The 14493-nt window shown below is 67.7% G+C and carries 11 protein-coding genes; 6 read left to right on the plus strand and 5 right to left on the minus strand.

Annotated features, from left to right (window positions below):
• Positions 1-38 precede the first annotated feature (38 nt).
• Positions 39-1328 (minus strand): MFS transporter, encoded by a 1290-nt coding sequence (locus PH586_RS14585; RefSeq protein ID WP_271348487.1) that lies wholly within the window; start codon positions 1326-1328, stop codon positions 39-41.
• A 197-nt stretch (positions 1329-1525) separates the two neighbouring features.
• On the opposite strand from PH586_RS14585, the gene PH586_RS14590 reads away from it, so the two are divergent.
• Entirely contained in the window at positions 1526-4363 is a 2838-nt protein-coding gene (locus PH586_RS14590) for an AMP-binding protein (RefSeq protein WP_271348488.1), read from the plus strand.
• A 155-nt stretch (positions 4364-4518) separates the two neighbouring features.
• Here PH586_RS14590 and PH586_RS14595 read toward each other — a convergent pair whose 3' ends face one another.
• The 3 genes from PH586_RS14595 to PH586_RS14605 all read right to left on the minus strand — a co-directional run bounded on the left by PH586_RS14595 (position 4519) and on the right by PH586_RS14605 (position 6237).
• Positions 4519-4965 carry a hypothetical protein gene (locus PH586_RS14595; protein ID WP_271348489.1) on the minus strand — a complete coding sequence of 149 codons (447 nt, stop codon included), beginning with the start codon at positions 4963-4965 and terminating at the stop codon, positions 4519-4521.
• Between the two features lie 161 nt (positions 4966-5126).
• Positions 5127-5612, minus strand: coding sequence for a hypothetical protein (locus PH586_RS14600; RefSeq protein ID WP_271348490.1), 486 nt, complete (start codon positions 5610-5612; stop codon positions 5127-5129).
• Between the two features lie 310 nt (positions 5613-5922).
• Positions 5923-6237: an ArsR/SmtB family transcription factor gene (locus PH586_RS14605; protein ID WP_271348491.1), complete on the minus strand. Its 315-nt coding sequence runs from the start codon at positions 6235-6237 to the stop codon at positions 5923-5925.
• A gap of 88 nt (positions 6238-6325) precedes the next feature.
• On the opposite strand from PH586_RS14605, the gene soxC reads away from it, so the two are divergent.
• Together soxC and PH586_RS14615 are read left to right on the plus strand one after the other, a co-directional pair.
• On the plus strand, positions 6326-7609 hold the full coding sequence (soxC, locus tag PH586_RS14610; RefSeq protein ID WP_271348492.1) for a sulfite dehydrogenase: 1284 nt from the start codon (positions 6326-6328) through the stop codon (positions 7607-7609).
• Complete coding sequence (locus PH586_RS14615; protein WP_271348493.1) at positions 7602-8162, plus strand: c-type cytochrome; 561 nt, start codon at positions 7602-7604, stop codon at positions 8160-8162. The genes soxC and PH586_RS14615 overlap by 8 nt, the downstream gene beginning before the upstream one ends.
• A 109-nt stretch (positions 8163-8271) precedes the next feature.
• On the opposite strand, the gene PH586_RS14620 is transcribed toward PH586_RS14615, so the two are convergent.
• Positions 8272-9360 carry a substrate-binding domain-containing protein gene (locus PH586_RS14620; protein WP_271348494.1) on the minus strand — a complete coding sequence of 363 codons (1089 nt, stop codon included), beginning with the start codon at positions 9358-9360 and terminating at the stop codon, positions 8272-8274.
• Between the two features lie 187 nt (positions 9361-9547).
• On the opposite strand from PH586_RS14620, the gene PH586_RS14625 reads away from it, so the two are divergent.
• The 3 genes from PH586_RS14625 to fdhF are packed head-to-tail and all read left to right on the plus strand — an operon-like array spanning position 9548 to position 14478.
• Entirely contained in the window at positions 9548-10042 is a 495-nt protein-coding gene (locus PH586_RS14625; protein ID WP_271348495.1) for a formate dehydrogenase subunit gamma, read from the plus strand.
• The gene (locus PH586_RS14630; protein ID WP_271348496.1) at positions 10039-11619 is read left to right on the plus strand and encodes a formate dehydrogenase beta subunit; all 1581 of its coding nucleotides are present in this window, start codon (positions 10039-10041) and stop codon (positions 11617-11619) included. Before PH586_RS14625 ends, PH586_RS14630 begins: the two co-directional genes overlap by 4 nt.
• 15 nt (positions 11620-11634) lie before the next feature.
• Positions 11635-14478 (plus strand): formate dehydrogenase subunit alpha, encoded by a 2844-nt coding sequence (fdhF, locus tag PH586_RS14635; RefSeq protein WP_271348497.1) that lies wholly within the window; start codon positions 11635-11637, stop codon positions 14476-14478.
• Positions 14479-14493: the final 15 nt, after the last annotated feature.

Genomic DNA, 14493 nt, shown 5'->3' on the forward strand with positions numbered 1-14493 from the left:
CTCGCGCCGGCGCTCGCTATGTACTCAGCCCCTGCGCCTTATGGCGCGGCCAGCGCCGCGAGGCGGCCGCGCTTGAGGTCGACGCTGGCGAGGATCAGCAGGCCAAGCACGAAGTAGCTGCCGGTGATCAGGATCGCCAGGCGGTGATCGCCATCGGTCAGCCAGCTGGTCAGGCCGTAGGTCATCGGCCCGATTATCGACGACAGCTTGACCGCCTGGCCCCACAGGCCATAGAACTCCGCGCGCCGGGTCGGCGGCGCGAGCAGGCCGACGATGGCGCGCCCGGCCGACTGGCTGGCGCCCATGCACAGCCCGGCGATGTTCGCTGCCAGCCAGAACAGCGGCGGCCCTTCGGCGGCCCAGGTCAGACCGATCATCAGCAGCCAGCCGAGCAGGGTCAGGGTCAGGGTGGTGAGATGGCCGAGGCGATCCTGGACGTAGCCGAACAGCACGGCGCCGATCGAGGCGGTGACATTCACCAGCAGGATCAGCTTGAGGGTGTCCTGGGTGGTGAAGCCCATGACCTGATCGGCATAGATGGCGGCCAGGGTCACCACCGCGGCGATCCCGGACTGATAACTCAGGGTGCAGGCGAGAAAGCGCAGCAGGTCGCGGTAACGTCCGGCTTCGCGGGCCGTCTGGGCGAAACGGGCAAAGGCCACCCGCACACCGTGGCGGGCGCCGGGTTGCAGCTGCGGCTGGCTGCGCTCGCGCAGGTAGAGGAAGGTCGGCAGGCTGGACAGGGCGAACAGGGCCGCGGTCAGCAGCATGCACACCGGCACGAACTGCGCCGCGGTGTGGCCCTGGGCCTGGGCCCAGCTGACATAGGCCAGGCTGGCGCCGAGGCTGAGCAGGCCGCCGATATAACCGAAGCCCCAGCCCCAGCCGGAGACCCGGCCGATGGCATCCTCGTCGGCGATTTCCGGGAGGAACGCGGCAATCAGGTTTTCGCCGCTGCCGAAGCAGAAGTTGGACAGCACGACGAACAGGATGGCGATGACCAGCGCGCCCGGCCCGGCCAATGCCAGGCCGGCGGTGCACAGCACGCAGCCGAGGGTGCTCAGCAGCAGCAGCCGCTTCTTGCAGGCATAGGCATCGGCGAAGGCACCGAGTAACGGCGCGCTGACGATGATCAGCGCGTAGGACAGGGCGGTCGAGCTGGTCCAGGCCAGGGTGCCCCAGGTGGCACCGCTGGCCACCACCGCGACGAAGTAGGCGTTGAACACCGCGGTGATCACCACCGTGGTGTAGCCGGAGTTGGCGAAGTCGTACATCGCCCAGGCCCAGGCTTCGCGGCGCGTGACTCCGGGGGCGAGGCTGGGGGGCATGGCAAGCACTCCGGTGGCGGGCGCGGGGTTGGCGCCGGGCAATTCAACCAAGCCTAGCAGCCCACCCGGCGAGAGACGACGGCGCTATAACCGCCGGGCTGCTATGGGCTAGAGGTTATTATCGCCAATGGCGGCAAAGGCTTATTGTTTTCGAGCGAGGGTGGTCGTCAAGACTGCCCACCCGGTGAGGGTCGCCGATGAGCCGTTTGCCTCATGCACCACGCGCCCATCCCGATGCAGCGGCTGTGGCGCAACGACTGTTACGCATCATCAGACAGACGCTTGTCGAGCTGCGCCCCGATACGGCGGCTGATTCGCCCGTCAGCCTGCACAGCGTACTCGACAGCGATCTGGGGCTGGACAGCCTGACCCGGGTCGAGCTGTGGTCACGGGTCGAGCGTGAGTTCGGCGTGCGCCTGCCGGAGACGCTGTTCGCCTCGGCGGAGACCCCGGCTGATGTGCTCGAGGCGCTGCTGACATGCGCCCCGACCGTCGCCGCGGGGCCGCGCGGCAGTGTCGAACGCTTGCCCGTCAGCCCGCAGGAGCGCCTCACCCCGGACGCCGCGCAGACCCTGAACGAGGTGCTCGACTGGCATGTGCAGCGCCATCCGCAGCGCATCCATGTGCGGCTGCTGGGCGAAAACGATACCCCCGAAGACATCAGCTACCTGGCCTTGCAGCAGGGGGCCGGGGCGGTAGCCTGCGGGTTGCAGCGCCGTGGCCTGCAAGCCGGGCAGCGGGTGGCACTGATGCTGCCAACCGGGCGCGATTTTCTCTATGGCTTCTTCGGCATCCTCCTCGCCGGTGGCGTGCCGGTGCCGATCTATCCGCCCATGCGCCTGTCGCAGATCGAGGAGCACCTGCGCCGCCAGGCCGGCATTCTGGCCAACGCCGAGGCGACGATGCTGCTCACCGTCAGCGAAGCCAAGCTGCTCGCTCGTTTGCTCAAGCCGCAAATCCCCAGCCTGCGCGAAATCGCCACCGTGGCCGAGTTGTGCGCCGAACCCGGCAGCTTCCTGGCGACGCCGCGCCAGGCCCGGGATCTGGCCTTCCTGCAGTACACCTCGGGCAGCACCGGTCAGCCCAAGGGGGTGATGGTCAGCCATGCCAATGTGCTGGCCAACCTGCGGGCGATGGGCAAGGCGCTGCGCGTCAGCGCCGACGATGTGTTCGTCAGCTGGCTGCCGATGTACCACGACATGGGCCTGATCGGTGCCTGGCTCGGCAGCCTGTATTACGGCGTCGTCCTGGTGCTGATGTCACCGCTGGCCTTCCTCGCCCGTCCGGCGCGCTGGCTGGAGACCATCCAGCGCTACCGCGGCACCCTGTCGGCGGCACCCAACTTCGCCTACGAACTGTGCCTGGGCAAGCTCGCCGACAGCGAGATCCAGGGCCTCGACCTGAGCAGTTGGCGCCTGGCCCTGAACGGTGCCGAGCCGGTCAACCCGGACACCCTGCAGCGTTTCGCCGAGCGCTTCGCCGGCCATGGCTTTGCCCCCTCCGCGCTGATGCCGGTGTATGGCCTGGCCGAGGGCACCCTGGGCGTGGCCTTCCCGCCGATGGGCCGCGCGCCGCTGATCGACTGGGTCGAGCGCGAGTCGTTCCAGGCCCGGGGCCGGGCCGTGCGCGCCAAGCCGGGCAGTACCGATGCGCTGCGCATGGTCAGTTGCGGGCAGCCGGTGCCAGGGCATCAGGTGCGCATCGTCGATGATCACGATATCGAACTGCCCGAACGTACCGAGGGTCATCTGCAATTCAAGGGGCCGTCGACCAGCAGTGGCTATTTCCATAACCCGCAGGAGAGCCAGCGGGTGCGCCATGGCGAATGGCTCGACTCGCTCGATCTGGCCTACATGGCCGCCGGCGAGGTCTACCTCAGTGGGCGGGCCAAGGACCTGATCATTCGCGGCGGGCGCAACATCTATCCCTACGATCTGGAGACCGCGGTCGGCAGCCTGCCTGGCCTGCGTAAAGGCTGCGTCGCGGTGTTCGGCAGTGGCGACCCGGCCAGCGCCAGCGAGCGCCTGGTGGTGCTGGCGGAAACCAACGAACAGAACCCCCGCGTGCGGCAGCGCCTGCAACAGCAGATCAGGCGGGTGGCCGTCGACCTGACCGGGGTGCCGCCGGACGATATCGTCCTGGCGCCGCCGCACAGCGTGCTGAAAACCTCCAGCGGCAAGATCCGTCGCGCCGCCAGTCGCGAGCTGTACGAACGCGGCGAGGTCGGCCGGTCGGGGCGGCCGGTGTGGCGGCAACTGCTGCGCCTGCTGCAGTCGGCCGTGTGGGCGCTACTCGGTCGCGGCTGGCGCAGCGTTCGGCGCGCCTGCTATGCCGGGTATTTCTGGGCCTTGCTCGGCCTGCTCGGCAGCCTGACCTGGACCGCCGTGCTACTGCTGCCACGGTTGAGCTGGCGCCGCCGTTTGACCGGAGGCGCGGCCCGTCTGTTCTTGCGCCTGGCGGGCATCCCCTTGCACATCGAGCGCCTGGACAGGCTGCGCCATCCGGAGGTGCGCGTGCTGGTCGCCAACCATGCCAGCTATCTCGACGGTTTGTTGCTCTGTGCGGCATTGCCGCCCGAGTTCAGCTTCGTCGCCAAGCGCGAGTTGGCCGGGCAGCGCATCGCCGGGCCCTTCCTGCGCCGGCTCGGCACCTGCTTCGTCGAGCGCTTCGACCTGCAGCGCAGTGCCGCCGATGCCGAACACCTGGCGGCGGCTTTGCGCTCCGGACAGTCGCTGCTGTTGTTTCCCGAAGGCACGCTGAGCCGCGAGCCGGGGTTGCTGCCATTTCGCATGGGCGCCTTCGTCCTCGCCGCGCGCGCCGACGTGCCGCTGGTGCCGCTGGCCATCGTGGGCTCGCGCATGGTGCTGCGTGAGGGTCAGTGGTTTCCCCATCGTGGTGCAATCCACCTGCACATCTGCGCTCAACTGCTGGCGCCGGGCCCCGACTGGCGGGATGCGATCAAGCTGCGCGACAGCGCACGGGCCGAGTTGCTGCAGCGCCTGGACGAGCCGGATCGATTGCGGCTGACGGGTTGACGGGGACTGGCGTCCCGATCAGTTACGGCATGGGTATCGGAGGGGTATCTGGTCGGTAGCCGTGAATGCTTCCTGGCAGGAGCCTGGAAAAAAGCCGCTCACTTGGCTAAGTGAGCGGCTGCTGTCGAAGGCAATGGTGCCGGGCGCACCCTGGCTCAGTGGTGGCGATGTTTCTTGTGCTTGTGCTTGTGCTTGTGGCCATGGCGGTGGCCACCGCCGTCATAGCGGTTGTCATAGCGGTTGTCGTTGCTCAGTTCGTTGCCGAGTGCGCCGCCGGCGGCGCCACCCAGACCGGCACCGAGGAGCGATCCGCTGCTGCCGCCGACTTGGCCGCCGAGCACCGAGCCGCCCGCCGCGCCGAGACCACCGCCGAGGGCGGCGCCAGTCTTGTTGCCGTCGCGGGCGGTAATCGCGCCGCCGGCGGCGCCACCGACCCCGGCACCAATCGCCGCGCCGCTACTGCCGCCGACCTGCTGGCCGATGACGTTACCCAGGACGCCGCCGACGCCGCTGCCGAGGGCGACTTTGCCGGAGTCGCCGGCCAGGGCATAAGGCGCGGCGATAAGGCTGCTGAGCGCGAACGCTACGAGAATTTTGCGCATGGTTTGAGTCCTGCTGAAAAAGGGGACAAGCGTACTGCAGTCACGATTAGTGGCTTTTCGCTACATCGCACAGATGTAGAGGCGCATGGCGGGCTTTGGTTCCCTGCCGCGCCAATGTTGGTTGCGCGATCCCCTGCCAATGCGCGCTGTGGCCGTGTCTATCAGTCGCGCCAGCCGTGACCGTGGTGCCTGCGCTTGTGGCGCTTGCCGTGGTGATGACGATGGCCGTGGCGGTGGTGGTCACGGTAATAACCGCGGTCGCCACGGTAGTCGCGGTCGTCGTAACGGTTGGCATCGCCGTAGCTGTTGCCGATGGCGCCGCCGGCCCCACCACCGAGCGCCGCGCCGATCAGGCCGCCGGTGGGGCCGCCCATTTGCTGGCCGATGACGTTGCCGCCGGCCGCCCCCAGACCGCCACCGATGGCCGCCTCGGTCTTGTTGCCGTTGCGTGCACCGACCGAGCCGCCCGCGGCGCCGCCGACGCCGGCACCGATGACCGCGCCGGTGTTGCCACCGATTTGCTGGCCGACCACCGAGCCCAATACCCCGCCCAGCGCGCCGCCGACGCCGGCCCTCATGTTATCGCCTGCCATTGCCTGTCCTGCGGCGAGGCCGAGGCTCAGTAGCAGCATCGAAATGTACTTCATGGAGAAGTTCTCTCAGTGGTTAAGTCGGGGGGCGATGCTGGGGTGGGCGAGCAGGCCTGGCAAGCGCCTGCCGACGAGCGGTGCGCTTGGGTAAATGTTGTGTAAGTAACTGTTTTTAATGGAGAACTTTTTAAGGATTGGGTGGTCTGAAGTCCTTGTTTCAAGCCGCTCTGGTCTGGGCGTTGTTCAGGCCCTTCGAGGGGCTTTCAGCGCCTGCAGTCAGGCGCGCTGGCGTACAGCAAAGGTGCTAGCCCATTGGCACCTGTAGGAACACGCCGCCCGACCGCTGGATCGGCCGCCACCGGGGCGGTCAGGCTGGCCCGCCATCCTGGCAGCACTCGGCCAGCATGAAATCCAGGGCCTGCTGCAAGCGGGCGAAGTCGACCCGGTTGAATACTTCGCGGCCTTCGCGCTGCTGCACGAGCACGCCGGCCTGCACCATGCTGTTGAGGTGATGGGCAAGGGTCGAGCGGGGAATGCCGATGCGCTCCTGCAACTGGCCGAAGTTGAGCCCGTCCGGGCCACTGCGCACCAGGGTGCGGAAGACCTGCAGGCGCAGCGGATTGCCCAGCGCCTCGAGGCAAGATGCGACTTCATTGAGTTCCATGGCGCGGAGAATAGACAAGCGGTCAGCGGCATGCAACCATATAACTAGAATACTAGTTATATGGTTGTTCGGTAATGCGACGGCGCCTGCCGTCCGGGAGCCCGTCGTGAACAAGTCAGCTTTGCGCTTCGTCGCCGGTAACGGCCTGCTCGACCGCCGCGCCTTTCTCAAGAGCGGCTACGGCCTGACCCTTGCCGCCGCCCTCGGCCTGTCGCCGGCCGGGCGGGTGCTGGCGCAAGGCGAGCCGCCCATGCCGGCCTGGATGACCCGCCTGGGCGGCGCCGACAGCGACTACGGCAGCCCCGCGGCCCATGAGCGCCAGGTGTTGCGCCAGCTGCAGCCGAGCACCGCGCAGACCGCCGGTTTCAGCATCTGGCATTCGCCGTTGCAGCATCAGCGCGGCAGCATCACCCCCAGCGGCCTGCACTTCGCGGTGCACCACAACGGCATCCCGGCCATCGATCCCGAGCGTCATCAGCTGCTGATTCATGGTCTGGTCGAGCGGCCGCTGAAGTTCGACCTGGAGCGATTGCTGCGCTACCCCATGGTGTCGCGTATCCAGTTTCTCGAATGCGCGGGCAACACCGCGGCCAACGCCCTCTCGCCGACCGCGCGCGATGCCGATTGCCAGGCATTGTTCGGCCAGGTATCGGGCGCGGAATGGACCGGCGTGCCGCTGTCCTATCTGCTGCGAGAGGCCGGGGTCAAGGCCGCGGCGCGCTGGGTGATCTGCGAGGGCGCCGACGGCGGCTCGCACAGCCGCAGCCTGCCGCTGGCCAAGCTGCTGGACGACGCCATCATCGCCTTCTACCAGAACGGCGAACGCCTGCGGCCCTCCCAGGGTTATCCGCTGCGCCTGTTCGTGCCGGGCTGGGAAGGCAACGTCAGCGTCAAGTGGCTGCACCGCCTGGAGGTCAGCGACAGCCCGGTGTTCAGCAAGGACGAGTCGGGGCTCTATACGCGCATTCTCAGCGACGGCGAGATTCTCGCGTTCGGCTTCCCGATGGAGGTCAAGTCGGTGATCACCCATCCCAGCGGACAGCAGCAACTGCCCGAGCTCAAGGGCTTCTACGAGGTCTCCGGGTTGGCCTGGTCCGGCATGGGGCGCATCGCCAAGGTCGAGGTCTCCGCCGACAACGGCCGCAGCTGGGCGCCGGCGCAGCTGCAGACGCCGGTGCTGGACAAGGCACTGACCCGTTTCAGCATCCCCTGGCAGTGGACGGGCGCGGCCACCACCCTGCTCAGTCGCGCCACCGACGCGCTGGGCAACACCCAGCCGAGCCGCAGCGAATGGCGCAGCCGTTACGCGGCCCACTCGTTCAACCACTACAACGCCATCCAGGCCTGGCGGGTTAGCAGCAGCGGCGAGGTGGAGAATGTTTATGCGTAGCCTGTGGCTGCTGCTGGCGCTGACCGGCAGTGCGACGGCGCAACCGGTGATCGATTTCGGCCAACCGCTATCGCAGCAGACCATCGAGCGTTATGCCATCAGCGTATTCCCCGACGGGCGCAACCTGCCCCCAGGCCAGGGCAGCGTGCTCGCCGGCGGCGAGCTTTACGCCAGCCAGTGCGCCGGCTGCCACAGCGCCAACGGCAAACAAGGCCCGGCGGCGCGCCTGGTCGGCAGCGACGGTTTTTTCAGCTTCGACGACCCACTGCGGATCCTGCGGATCAGCGAGCATCCGTTGCTGCTGCTCTCGGTGGGCGGTCAATGGCCTTACGCCACCAGCATCTTCGACTACATCCGGCGGGCCATGCCGCACTATGCGCCGAAGAGCCTGAGTAATGATCAGGTGTATGCCGTCACCGCCTATCTCCTGCACCTCAATGGCCTGCTGGACGCGAGCGCGGTGCTCGACCAGGACAGCCTGGCCAAGGTCGAGATGCCCGGGCGCAAACGCCTGCGCTGGGCGCAAGACGCACCGCAGCCCGTCGCGCCCTGAGAGGGGCCACCCGTCTTCGCCGCAGCGCTGGCGCTGGCGCGCAGCCAACTGGCGCCTGGCAGGCGTCAGCATCCGCCTCGACCTGGCAAAAAATCCAGGCGTTCAGGCATCACAGCAGGCTCTCGCGGCTCCACTGCTCCAGCGCCTGGGCCAGTGGCAGCACCTCGCCGGGACGGCTCAGGGCGTAGCCGGGCAGCTGGGCGATGCGCGCCTGGAACTCGGGGTTCTGCAGCACCTCGAGCAGGGCGCCCATGGCCGGCAGGGCCAGACTGTCCTGGTGGCAGAGCAGGCAGTAGTGCTCGCGAGCGATGGGGATGAAGGCCAGGCCGAACAGGCGCGCCGCCGCCTCGACACCGAAGCCGACATCGGCCATGCCGCTGGCGACGTAGGCGGCCACCGCGGCGTGGGTGTATTCCTCGTTATGAAAGCCGTCGATGTCGGCAGTGTCGATCGCCGCCTGCTGCAGCAGGCTTTCCAGCAGCATGCGCGTGCCCGAACCCTGTTCGCGGTTGACCAGGCGCAGGCCGCTGCGCTGCAGGTCGGCCAGCCCGGCGATGCCCAGCGGGTTGCCGGGGGCGAGGATCAGCCCCTGGGTGCGCACGACGAAGGTGATCACCCGGTGCTCGGTACGCAGCCAGGGCTGGATGCGCGCCATGCTCAGGTTGCCCAGTGGCCCGGCCGGCACGTGCAGGCCGGCCAGGTCGCAGTCGCGGCGTTGCAGCGAAAGCATTGCCTCGACGCCGCTGCGAAACTGCAACTCCCACTGCCAGCGGCCGTCCTGTTCCAGCCACTCGCGCAGCGCCGCCACGGCGAAGCCATGGCTGGCATGGATGCGCAGGCCGGGGCGGGTTTCCTGCAGCGCACGGTTGAGTTCGATTTCCAGCTCGCCGGCGAGGTTGTCCAGTTGCGGCGCCAGGCGCGCGCGGATCCGTTGGTCGGCGCGCAGCAGTTTTTCCCCGAGGCTGGTGAGGCGCGCGCCCTTGCCGCGCTGCAGCTCGATCAGCGGGCTGCCGAAGAAGGCTTCCCACTTGCCCAGCAGGTTCCACGCATGCCGGTAGGAGTAGCCGCTGCGGGCCGCAGCCTCGGTCAGCTTGCCGCTATCGTGGACATTTTGCAGCAGGCTCAGGCCCTGCGGGTCTAGGCTGCTGCCATCGGTCTGGTGAAAGCGCCAGCGCGGTTGAATCTCGATGCGGATCATATGTCCTCTGCTTCATATTTGATCGGGCGTATCTGCATGTTAGCTTGGCTGTCCGTGGTTTTCATGACCTGCAAATAAGAACTCAATTTCATATGTTGTGCGCCTTAGGGGTCGCTCGGTCCTTCGCCGGATAGTTTCGGCGGCTGGCGGCGATCACCACCCGCGCACAGCGGCCGGAGCCTCGAACATGGCCAAGCTTGCCCCGCATGCCGACTTACCGCAGTACCAGGCCGTCACCCGCGAGGTGTTGGCGGCGCATCGCGACGAACCGGGCGCCCTGCTGCCGATTCTTCACGACATCCAGGATCGTCTCGGCGCGGTGCCGCCCGAGGTGCTGCCGCTGATCGCCGAAGACCTCTGCCTGTCGCGCGCCGAGGTGCACGGCGTGGTCAGCTTTTACCACGATTTCCGTGCCACTCCGCCCGGTCGCCTGCACCTCAAGCTTTGCCAGGCCGAGGCCTGCCAATCGATGGGGGCCAAGGCGCTGACCGCCGAGCTGCAGGAAAAACTCGGTCTGCAACTGGGCGAGACCCGTGAAGACGGCAGCCTGACCCTGGAAGCGGTGTATTGCCTGGGCAACTGCGCCTGTGCGCCGAACGCCATGCTCAATGGCCAGTTGCACGGTCGGGTCGATGCCGAGGACCTGCTGGACTTGCTGGAAGAACAGGAGGCACGCGCATGAGCCAGTTGAAGCAAGCCATCACCGTCTACGTCCCGCGTGACGCCAGCGCCCTGAGCCTGGGCGCCGACAAGGTGGCCCAGGCCATAGTCGCCGAGGCACGGGCGCGCAATATCGAAGTGCGCCTGGTGCGCAACGGTTCGCGCGGGCTGTTCTGGCTCGAACCGCTGGTCGAGGTCGCCACCCCGGCCGGGCGCGTGGCCTATGGCCCGGTCAAGACCCGCGATGTCGCCGGGCTGTTCGATGCCGGTTTCCTTGCCGCCGGCGAGCACCCGCTGGCACTCGGCCTGACCGAAGAAATCGACTACCTCAAGCGCCAGGAGCGCCTGACCTTCGCCCGCGCCGGGATCACCGATCCGCTGTCGCTGGCCGACTATATCGCCCATGACGGCTACCGCGGCCTCACGCGCGCACTGCAAATCGGCGCCGAGGCGATCATCGCCGAGGTGCTCGACTCCGGCCTGCGCGGCCGTGGCGGCGCGGCCTTCCCCACCGGGATCAAGTGGCGCACCGTGGCCGGCTGCGCGGCTGAGCAGAAGTACATCGTCTGCAACGCCGACGAGGGCGACTCGGGCACCTTCTCCGACCGCATGGTGATGGAAGACGACCCCTTCGTGCTGATCGAGGGCATGACCATCGCCGCCCTGGCCGTCGGCGCCACCGAAGGCTACATCTACCTGCGCTCGGAATACCCGCACGCCGAGGCCGCGCTCACCGCGGCCATCGCCACGGCCTATGCCGAGGGCTACCTGGGCGACGACATTCTCGGCAGCGGCCAGCGCTTCCACCTGCACCTGCGCCGTGGCGCCGGTGCCTATGTCTGCGGTGAGGAAACCTCGCTGCTGGAAAGCCTCGAAGGCAAGCGCGGCGAAGTGCGGCCCAAGCCGCCACTGCCGGCGATCGAGGGCCTGTTCGGCATGCCGACGGTGATCAACAACGTGATCTCGCTGGCCTCGGTGCCGATCATCCTCGACAAGGGCGGCGCTTACTACAAGGACTACGGCATGGGCCGCTCGCTCGGCACCCTGCCGATCCAGCTGACCGGCAACATCGCCCGTGGTGGCCTGATCGAGAAGGCCTTCGGCGTTACCCTGCGCGAACTGCTCTACGACTACGGCGGCGGTTCGGCCAGCGGTCGGCCGATCCGCGCGGTTCAGGTCGGCGGCCCGCTGGGTGCCTACCTGCCGGAGTCGCAATTCGACACGCCGCTGGACTACGAGGCCTTCGCCGCCCTCGGCGCGGTGCTCGGTCACGGCGGCATCGTGGTGTTCGACGATACGGTCGACCTGGCCGACATGGCCCGCTACGCCATGGAATTCTGCGCCATCGAATCCTGCGGCAAGTGCACGCCCTGCCGGATCGGCTCGACCCGTGGCGAAGAGCTGCTCGAGCAGATCATCGTCGCCCGTTCCGAAGGCCCGCAGCCGGGGCGCATCGAACTGCTCAAGAGCCTGTGCGACACCATGCTCGGCGGTTCGCTGTGCGCCCTCGGCGGCATGACACCCTATCCGGTGTTGAGCGCCCTCAATCACTTTCCCGAAGACTTCGGCGTGTCGCAAGACGCAGCCGCAGCCCGCTGAACCGGAGACACCGACATGGCCCTGTTTCGTGAACTCGACTATGGCACCCCCGCCCGTACCGGCGCCCCGGTAACCGTGGAAATCGACGGCCAGGCGATCACCGTGCCGGCCGGCACTTCGCTGATGCGCGCGGCCCAGGAGGGCGGCATCGCCGTGCCCAAGCTGTGCGCCAGCGACAGCCTGGAGCCCTTCGGCTCGTGCCGCCTGTGCGTGGTGGAAATCGAAGGCCGCCGCGGCTTCCCGGCGTCCTGCACCACCCCGGTGGAAGCCGGCATGAAGGTGCGCACGCAGAGCCCGAAACTGGCCGATCTGCGCCGTGGCACCATGGAGCTGTACATCTCCGATCACCCGCTGGACTGCCTGACCTGTTCGGCCAACGGCAACTGCGAGCTGCAGGACATGGCCGGCGTGGTCGGCCTGCGCGAGGTGCGCTACGACCCGGTGAAGACCCACCTGGCCGAGCCAAAAGACGAGTCCAACCCCTATTTCACCTTCGACCCGGCCAAGTGCATCGTCTGCAACCGTTGCGTGCGTGCTTGCGAAGAAGTGCAGGGCACCTTCGCCCTGACCATCAGCGGCCGTGGCTTCGACTCGCAGGTCAGCGCCGGCCAGGATGAGGACTTCCTCGACTCCGAGTGCGTGTCCTGTGGCGCCTGCGTGCAGGCCTGCCCGACCGCCACACTGATGGAAAAGTCGGTGATCGAGATGGGCCAGGCCGAACGCAGCGTGACCACCACCTGCGCCTATTGCGGCGTCGGTTGCTCGTTCAAGGCAGAAATCAAGGGCAACGAAGTGGTGCGCATGGTGCCGAACAAGGACGGCCACGCCAACCACGGTCACTCCTGCGTCAAGGGCCGCTTCGCCTGGGGTTACGCCACCCACCCGGACCGCATCGCCGCGCCGATGATCCGCGATAGCATCGACCAGCCCTGGCGCACCGTCGACTGGGACGAGGCGATCAGCTACACCGCCAAGCGTTTCAAGGACATCCAGGCGCAGTACGGCCGCGATTCGGTCGGCGGCCTGACCTCCTCGCGCTGCACCAACGAAGAAGCCTACCTGGTCCAGAAGCTGGTACGCGCCGCCTTCGGCAACAACAACGTCGACACCTGCGCGCGGGTCTGCCATTCGCCGACCGGCTACGGCCTCAAGGTCACCCTCGGCGAATCCGCCGGGACCCAGGATTTCGACTCGGTGCTGGCCGCCGACGTGGTGCTGGTGATCGGCGCCAACCCCACCGATGGTCACCCGGTGTTCGGCTCGCAGCTCAAGCGGCGCCTGCGCGAGGGCGCCAAGCTGATCGTCGCCGACCCGCGCGGCATCGACCTGGTGCGCGGCCCGCACGTCAAGGCCGACTACCACCTGCAACTGCGCCCGGGCAGCAACGTCGCCCTGCTCAACAGCCTGGCCCACGTCATCGTCAGCGAAGGCCTGGTCAATGAGGCCTTCGTCGCCGAGCGCTGCGAGACTGCGGACTTCGAGCAATGGCGTGCCTTCGTCGCCGACCCGCGGCACAGCCCCGAGGCCATGGCAGAACTGACCGGCGTGCCGGCCGCCGCAGTGCGCGCCGCCGCGCGGCTCTATGCCACCGGCGGTAACGCCGCGATCTACTACGGCCTGGGCGTGACCGAACACAGCCAGGGTTCCTCGACCGTGATGGCGATCGCCAACCTGGCCATGGCCACCGGCAACATCGGCCGCGCCGGTGTCGGCGTCAACCCGCTGCGCGGGCAGAACAACGTGCAGGGCTCCTGCGACATGGGCTCCTTCCCCCATGAGCTGCCCGGCTACCGCCACGTTTCCGACCCGCAGGCGCGGGCGCAGTTCGAACAGTCCTGGGGCGTCAGCCTGCTCGACGAGCCGGGCCTGCGCATTCCCAACATGCTCGCGGCGGCGCACGCCGGCACCTTCAAGGGCATCTACATCCAGGGCGAAGACCCGGCGCAATCCGACCCGGACACCCAGCACGTCACCGACGCGCTACGGGCCATGGAGTGCGTGGTGGTGCAGGACCTGTTCCTCAATGAAACCGCCAAGTTTGCCCATGTGTTCCTGCCGGGCGCCTCCTTCCTCGAGAAGAACGGCACCTTCACCAACGCCGAGCGGCGCATCTCGCCGGTGCGCAAGGTGATGCCGGCGCTGGCCGGCAAGGAAGACTGGGAAGTGACCATGGCGCTGTCCAACGCCCTCGGCTACCCGATGAACTACAGCCACCCGTCGCAGATCATGGACGAGATCGCCAGCCTGACGCCGACCTTCACCGGGGTCAGCTATGCCAAGCTCGATCGCCTGGGCAGCATCCAGTGGCCGTGCAACGACGCCGCGCCGGAGGGCACGCCGATCATGCACGAGGATGCCTTCGTGCGCGGCAAGGGCCGCTTCATGGTCACCGAATACATCGCCACCGAGGAGCGCACCTCGCGCAAGCGTCCGCTGATCCTCACCACCGGGCGGATCCTCTCGCAGTACAACGTCGGCGCGCAGACCCGGCGCACGGAGAACAGTGCCTGGCATGCCGAGGATGTCCTCGAGTTGCACCCGGTGGATGCCGAAGACCGCGGGATCAACGACGGCGACTGGGTGGCGATCAACAGCCGCGCCGGCGAGACGGTGATGCGTGCGGTGGTCACCGAGCGGATGCAACCGGGGGTGGTCTACACCACCTTCCACCATCCGGAATCCGGCGCCAACGTGATCACCACCGACAACTCGGACTGGGCGACCAACTGTCCGGAGTACAAGGTCACCGCCGTGCAGATCAGCAAGGTCGAAGCACCTTCGCAGTGGCAGGACGAGTTCCAGGCCTTCACCAAGGAACAGCTCGACCTGCTGCCGCAGATCAAGGTGACCCAGCTCTAAGCGCCGCTGGCGGCG

The sequence above is a fragment of the Pseudomonas aestuarii genome, from assembly GCF_027988105.1.
In the GTDB taxonomy this organism is placed as follows: domain Bacteria; phylum Pseudomonadota; class Gammaproteobacteria; order Pseudomonadales; family Pseudomonadaceae; genus Aquipseudomonas; species Aquipseudomonas aestuarii.

What these genes read in the sequence shown, in the direction of transcription:
- PH586_RS14620 (WP_271348494.1), bottom strand. Translation starts at nt 9,360, where the DNA reads ATGATCCGCATCGAGATTCAACCGCGCTGGCGCTTTCACCAGACCGAT.
- PH586_RS14615 (WP_271348493.1), top strand. Translation starts at nt 7,602, where the DNA reads ATGCGTAGCCTGTGGCTGCTGCTGGCGCTGACCGGCAGTGCGACGGCG.
- PH586_RS14600 (WP_271348490.1), bottom strand. Translation starts at nt 5,612, where the DNA reads ATGAAGTACATTTCGATGCTGCTACTGAGCCTCGGCCTCGCCGCAGGA.
- PH586_RS14595 (WP_271348489.1), bottom strand. Translation starts at nt 4,965, where the DNA reads ATGCGCAAAATTCTCGTAGCGTTCGCGCTCAGCAGCCTTATCGCCGCG.
- PH586_RS14625 (WP_271348495.1), top strand. Translation starts at nt 9,548, where the DNA reads ATGGCCAAGCTTGCCCCGCATGCCGACTTACCGCAGTACCAGGCCGTC.
- PH586_RS14590 (WP_271348488.1), top strand. Translation starts at nt 1,526, where the DNA reads ATGAGCCGTTTGCCTCATGCACCACGCGCCCATCCCGATGCAGCGGCT.
- PH586_RS14585 (WP_271348487.1), bottom strand. Translation starts at nt 1,328, where the DNA reads ATGCCCCCCAGCCTCGCCCCCGGAGTCACGCGCCGCGAAGCCTGGGCC.
- PH586_RS14630 (WP_271348496.1), top strand. Translation starts at nt 10,039, where the DNA reads ATGAGCCAGTTGAAGCAAGCCATCACCGTCTACGTCCCGCGTGACGCC.
- fdhF (WP_271348497.1), top strand. Translation starts at nt 11,635, where the DNA reads ATGGCCCTGTTTCGTGAACTCGACTATGGCACCCCCGCCCGTACCGGC.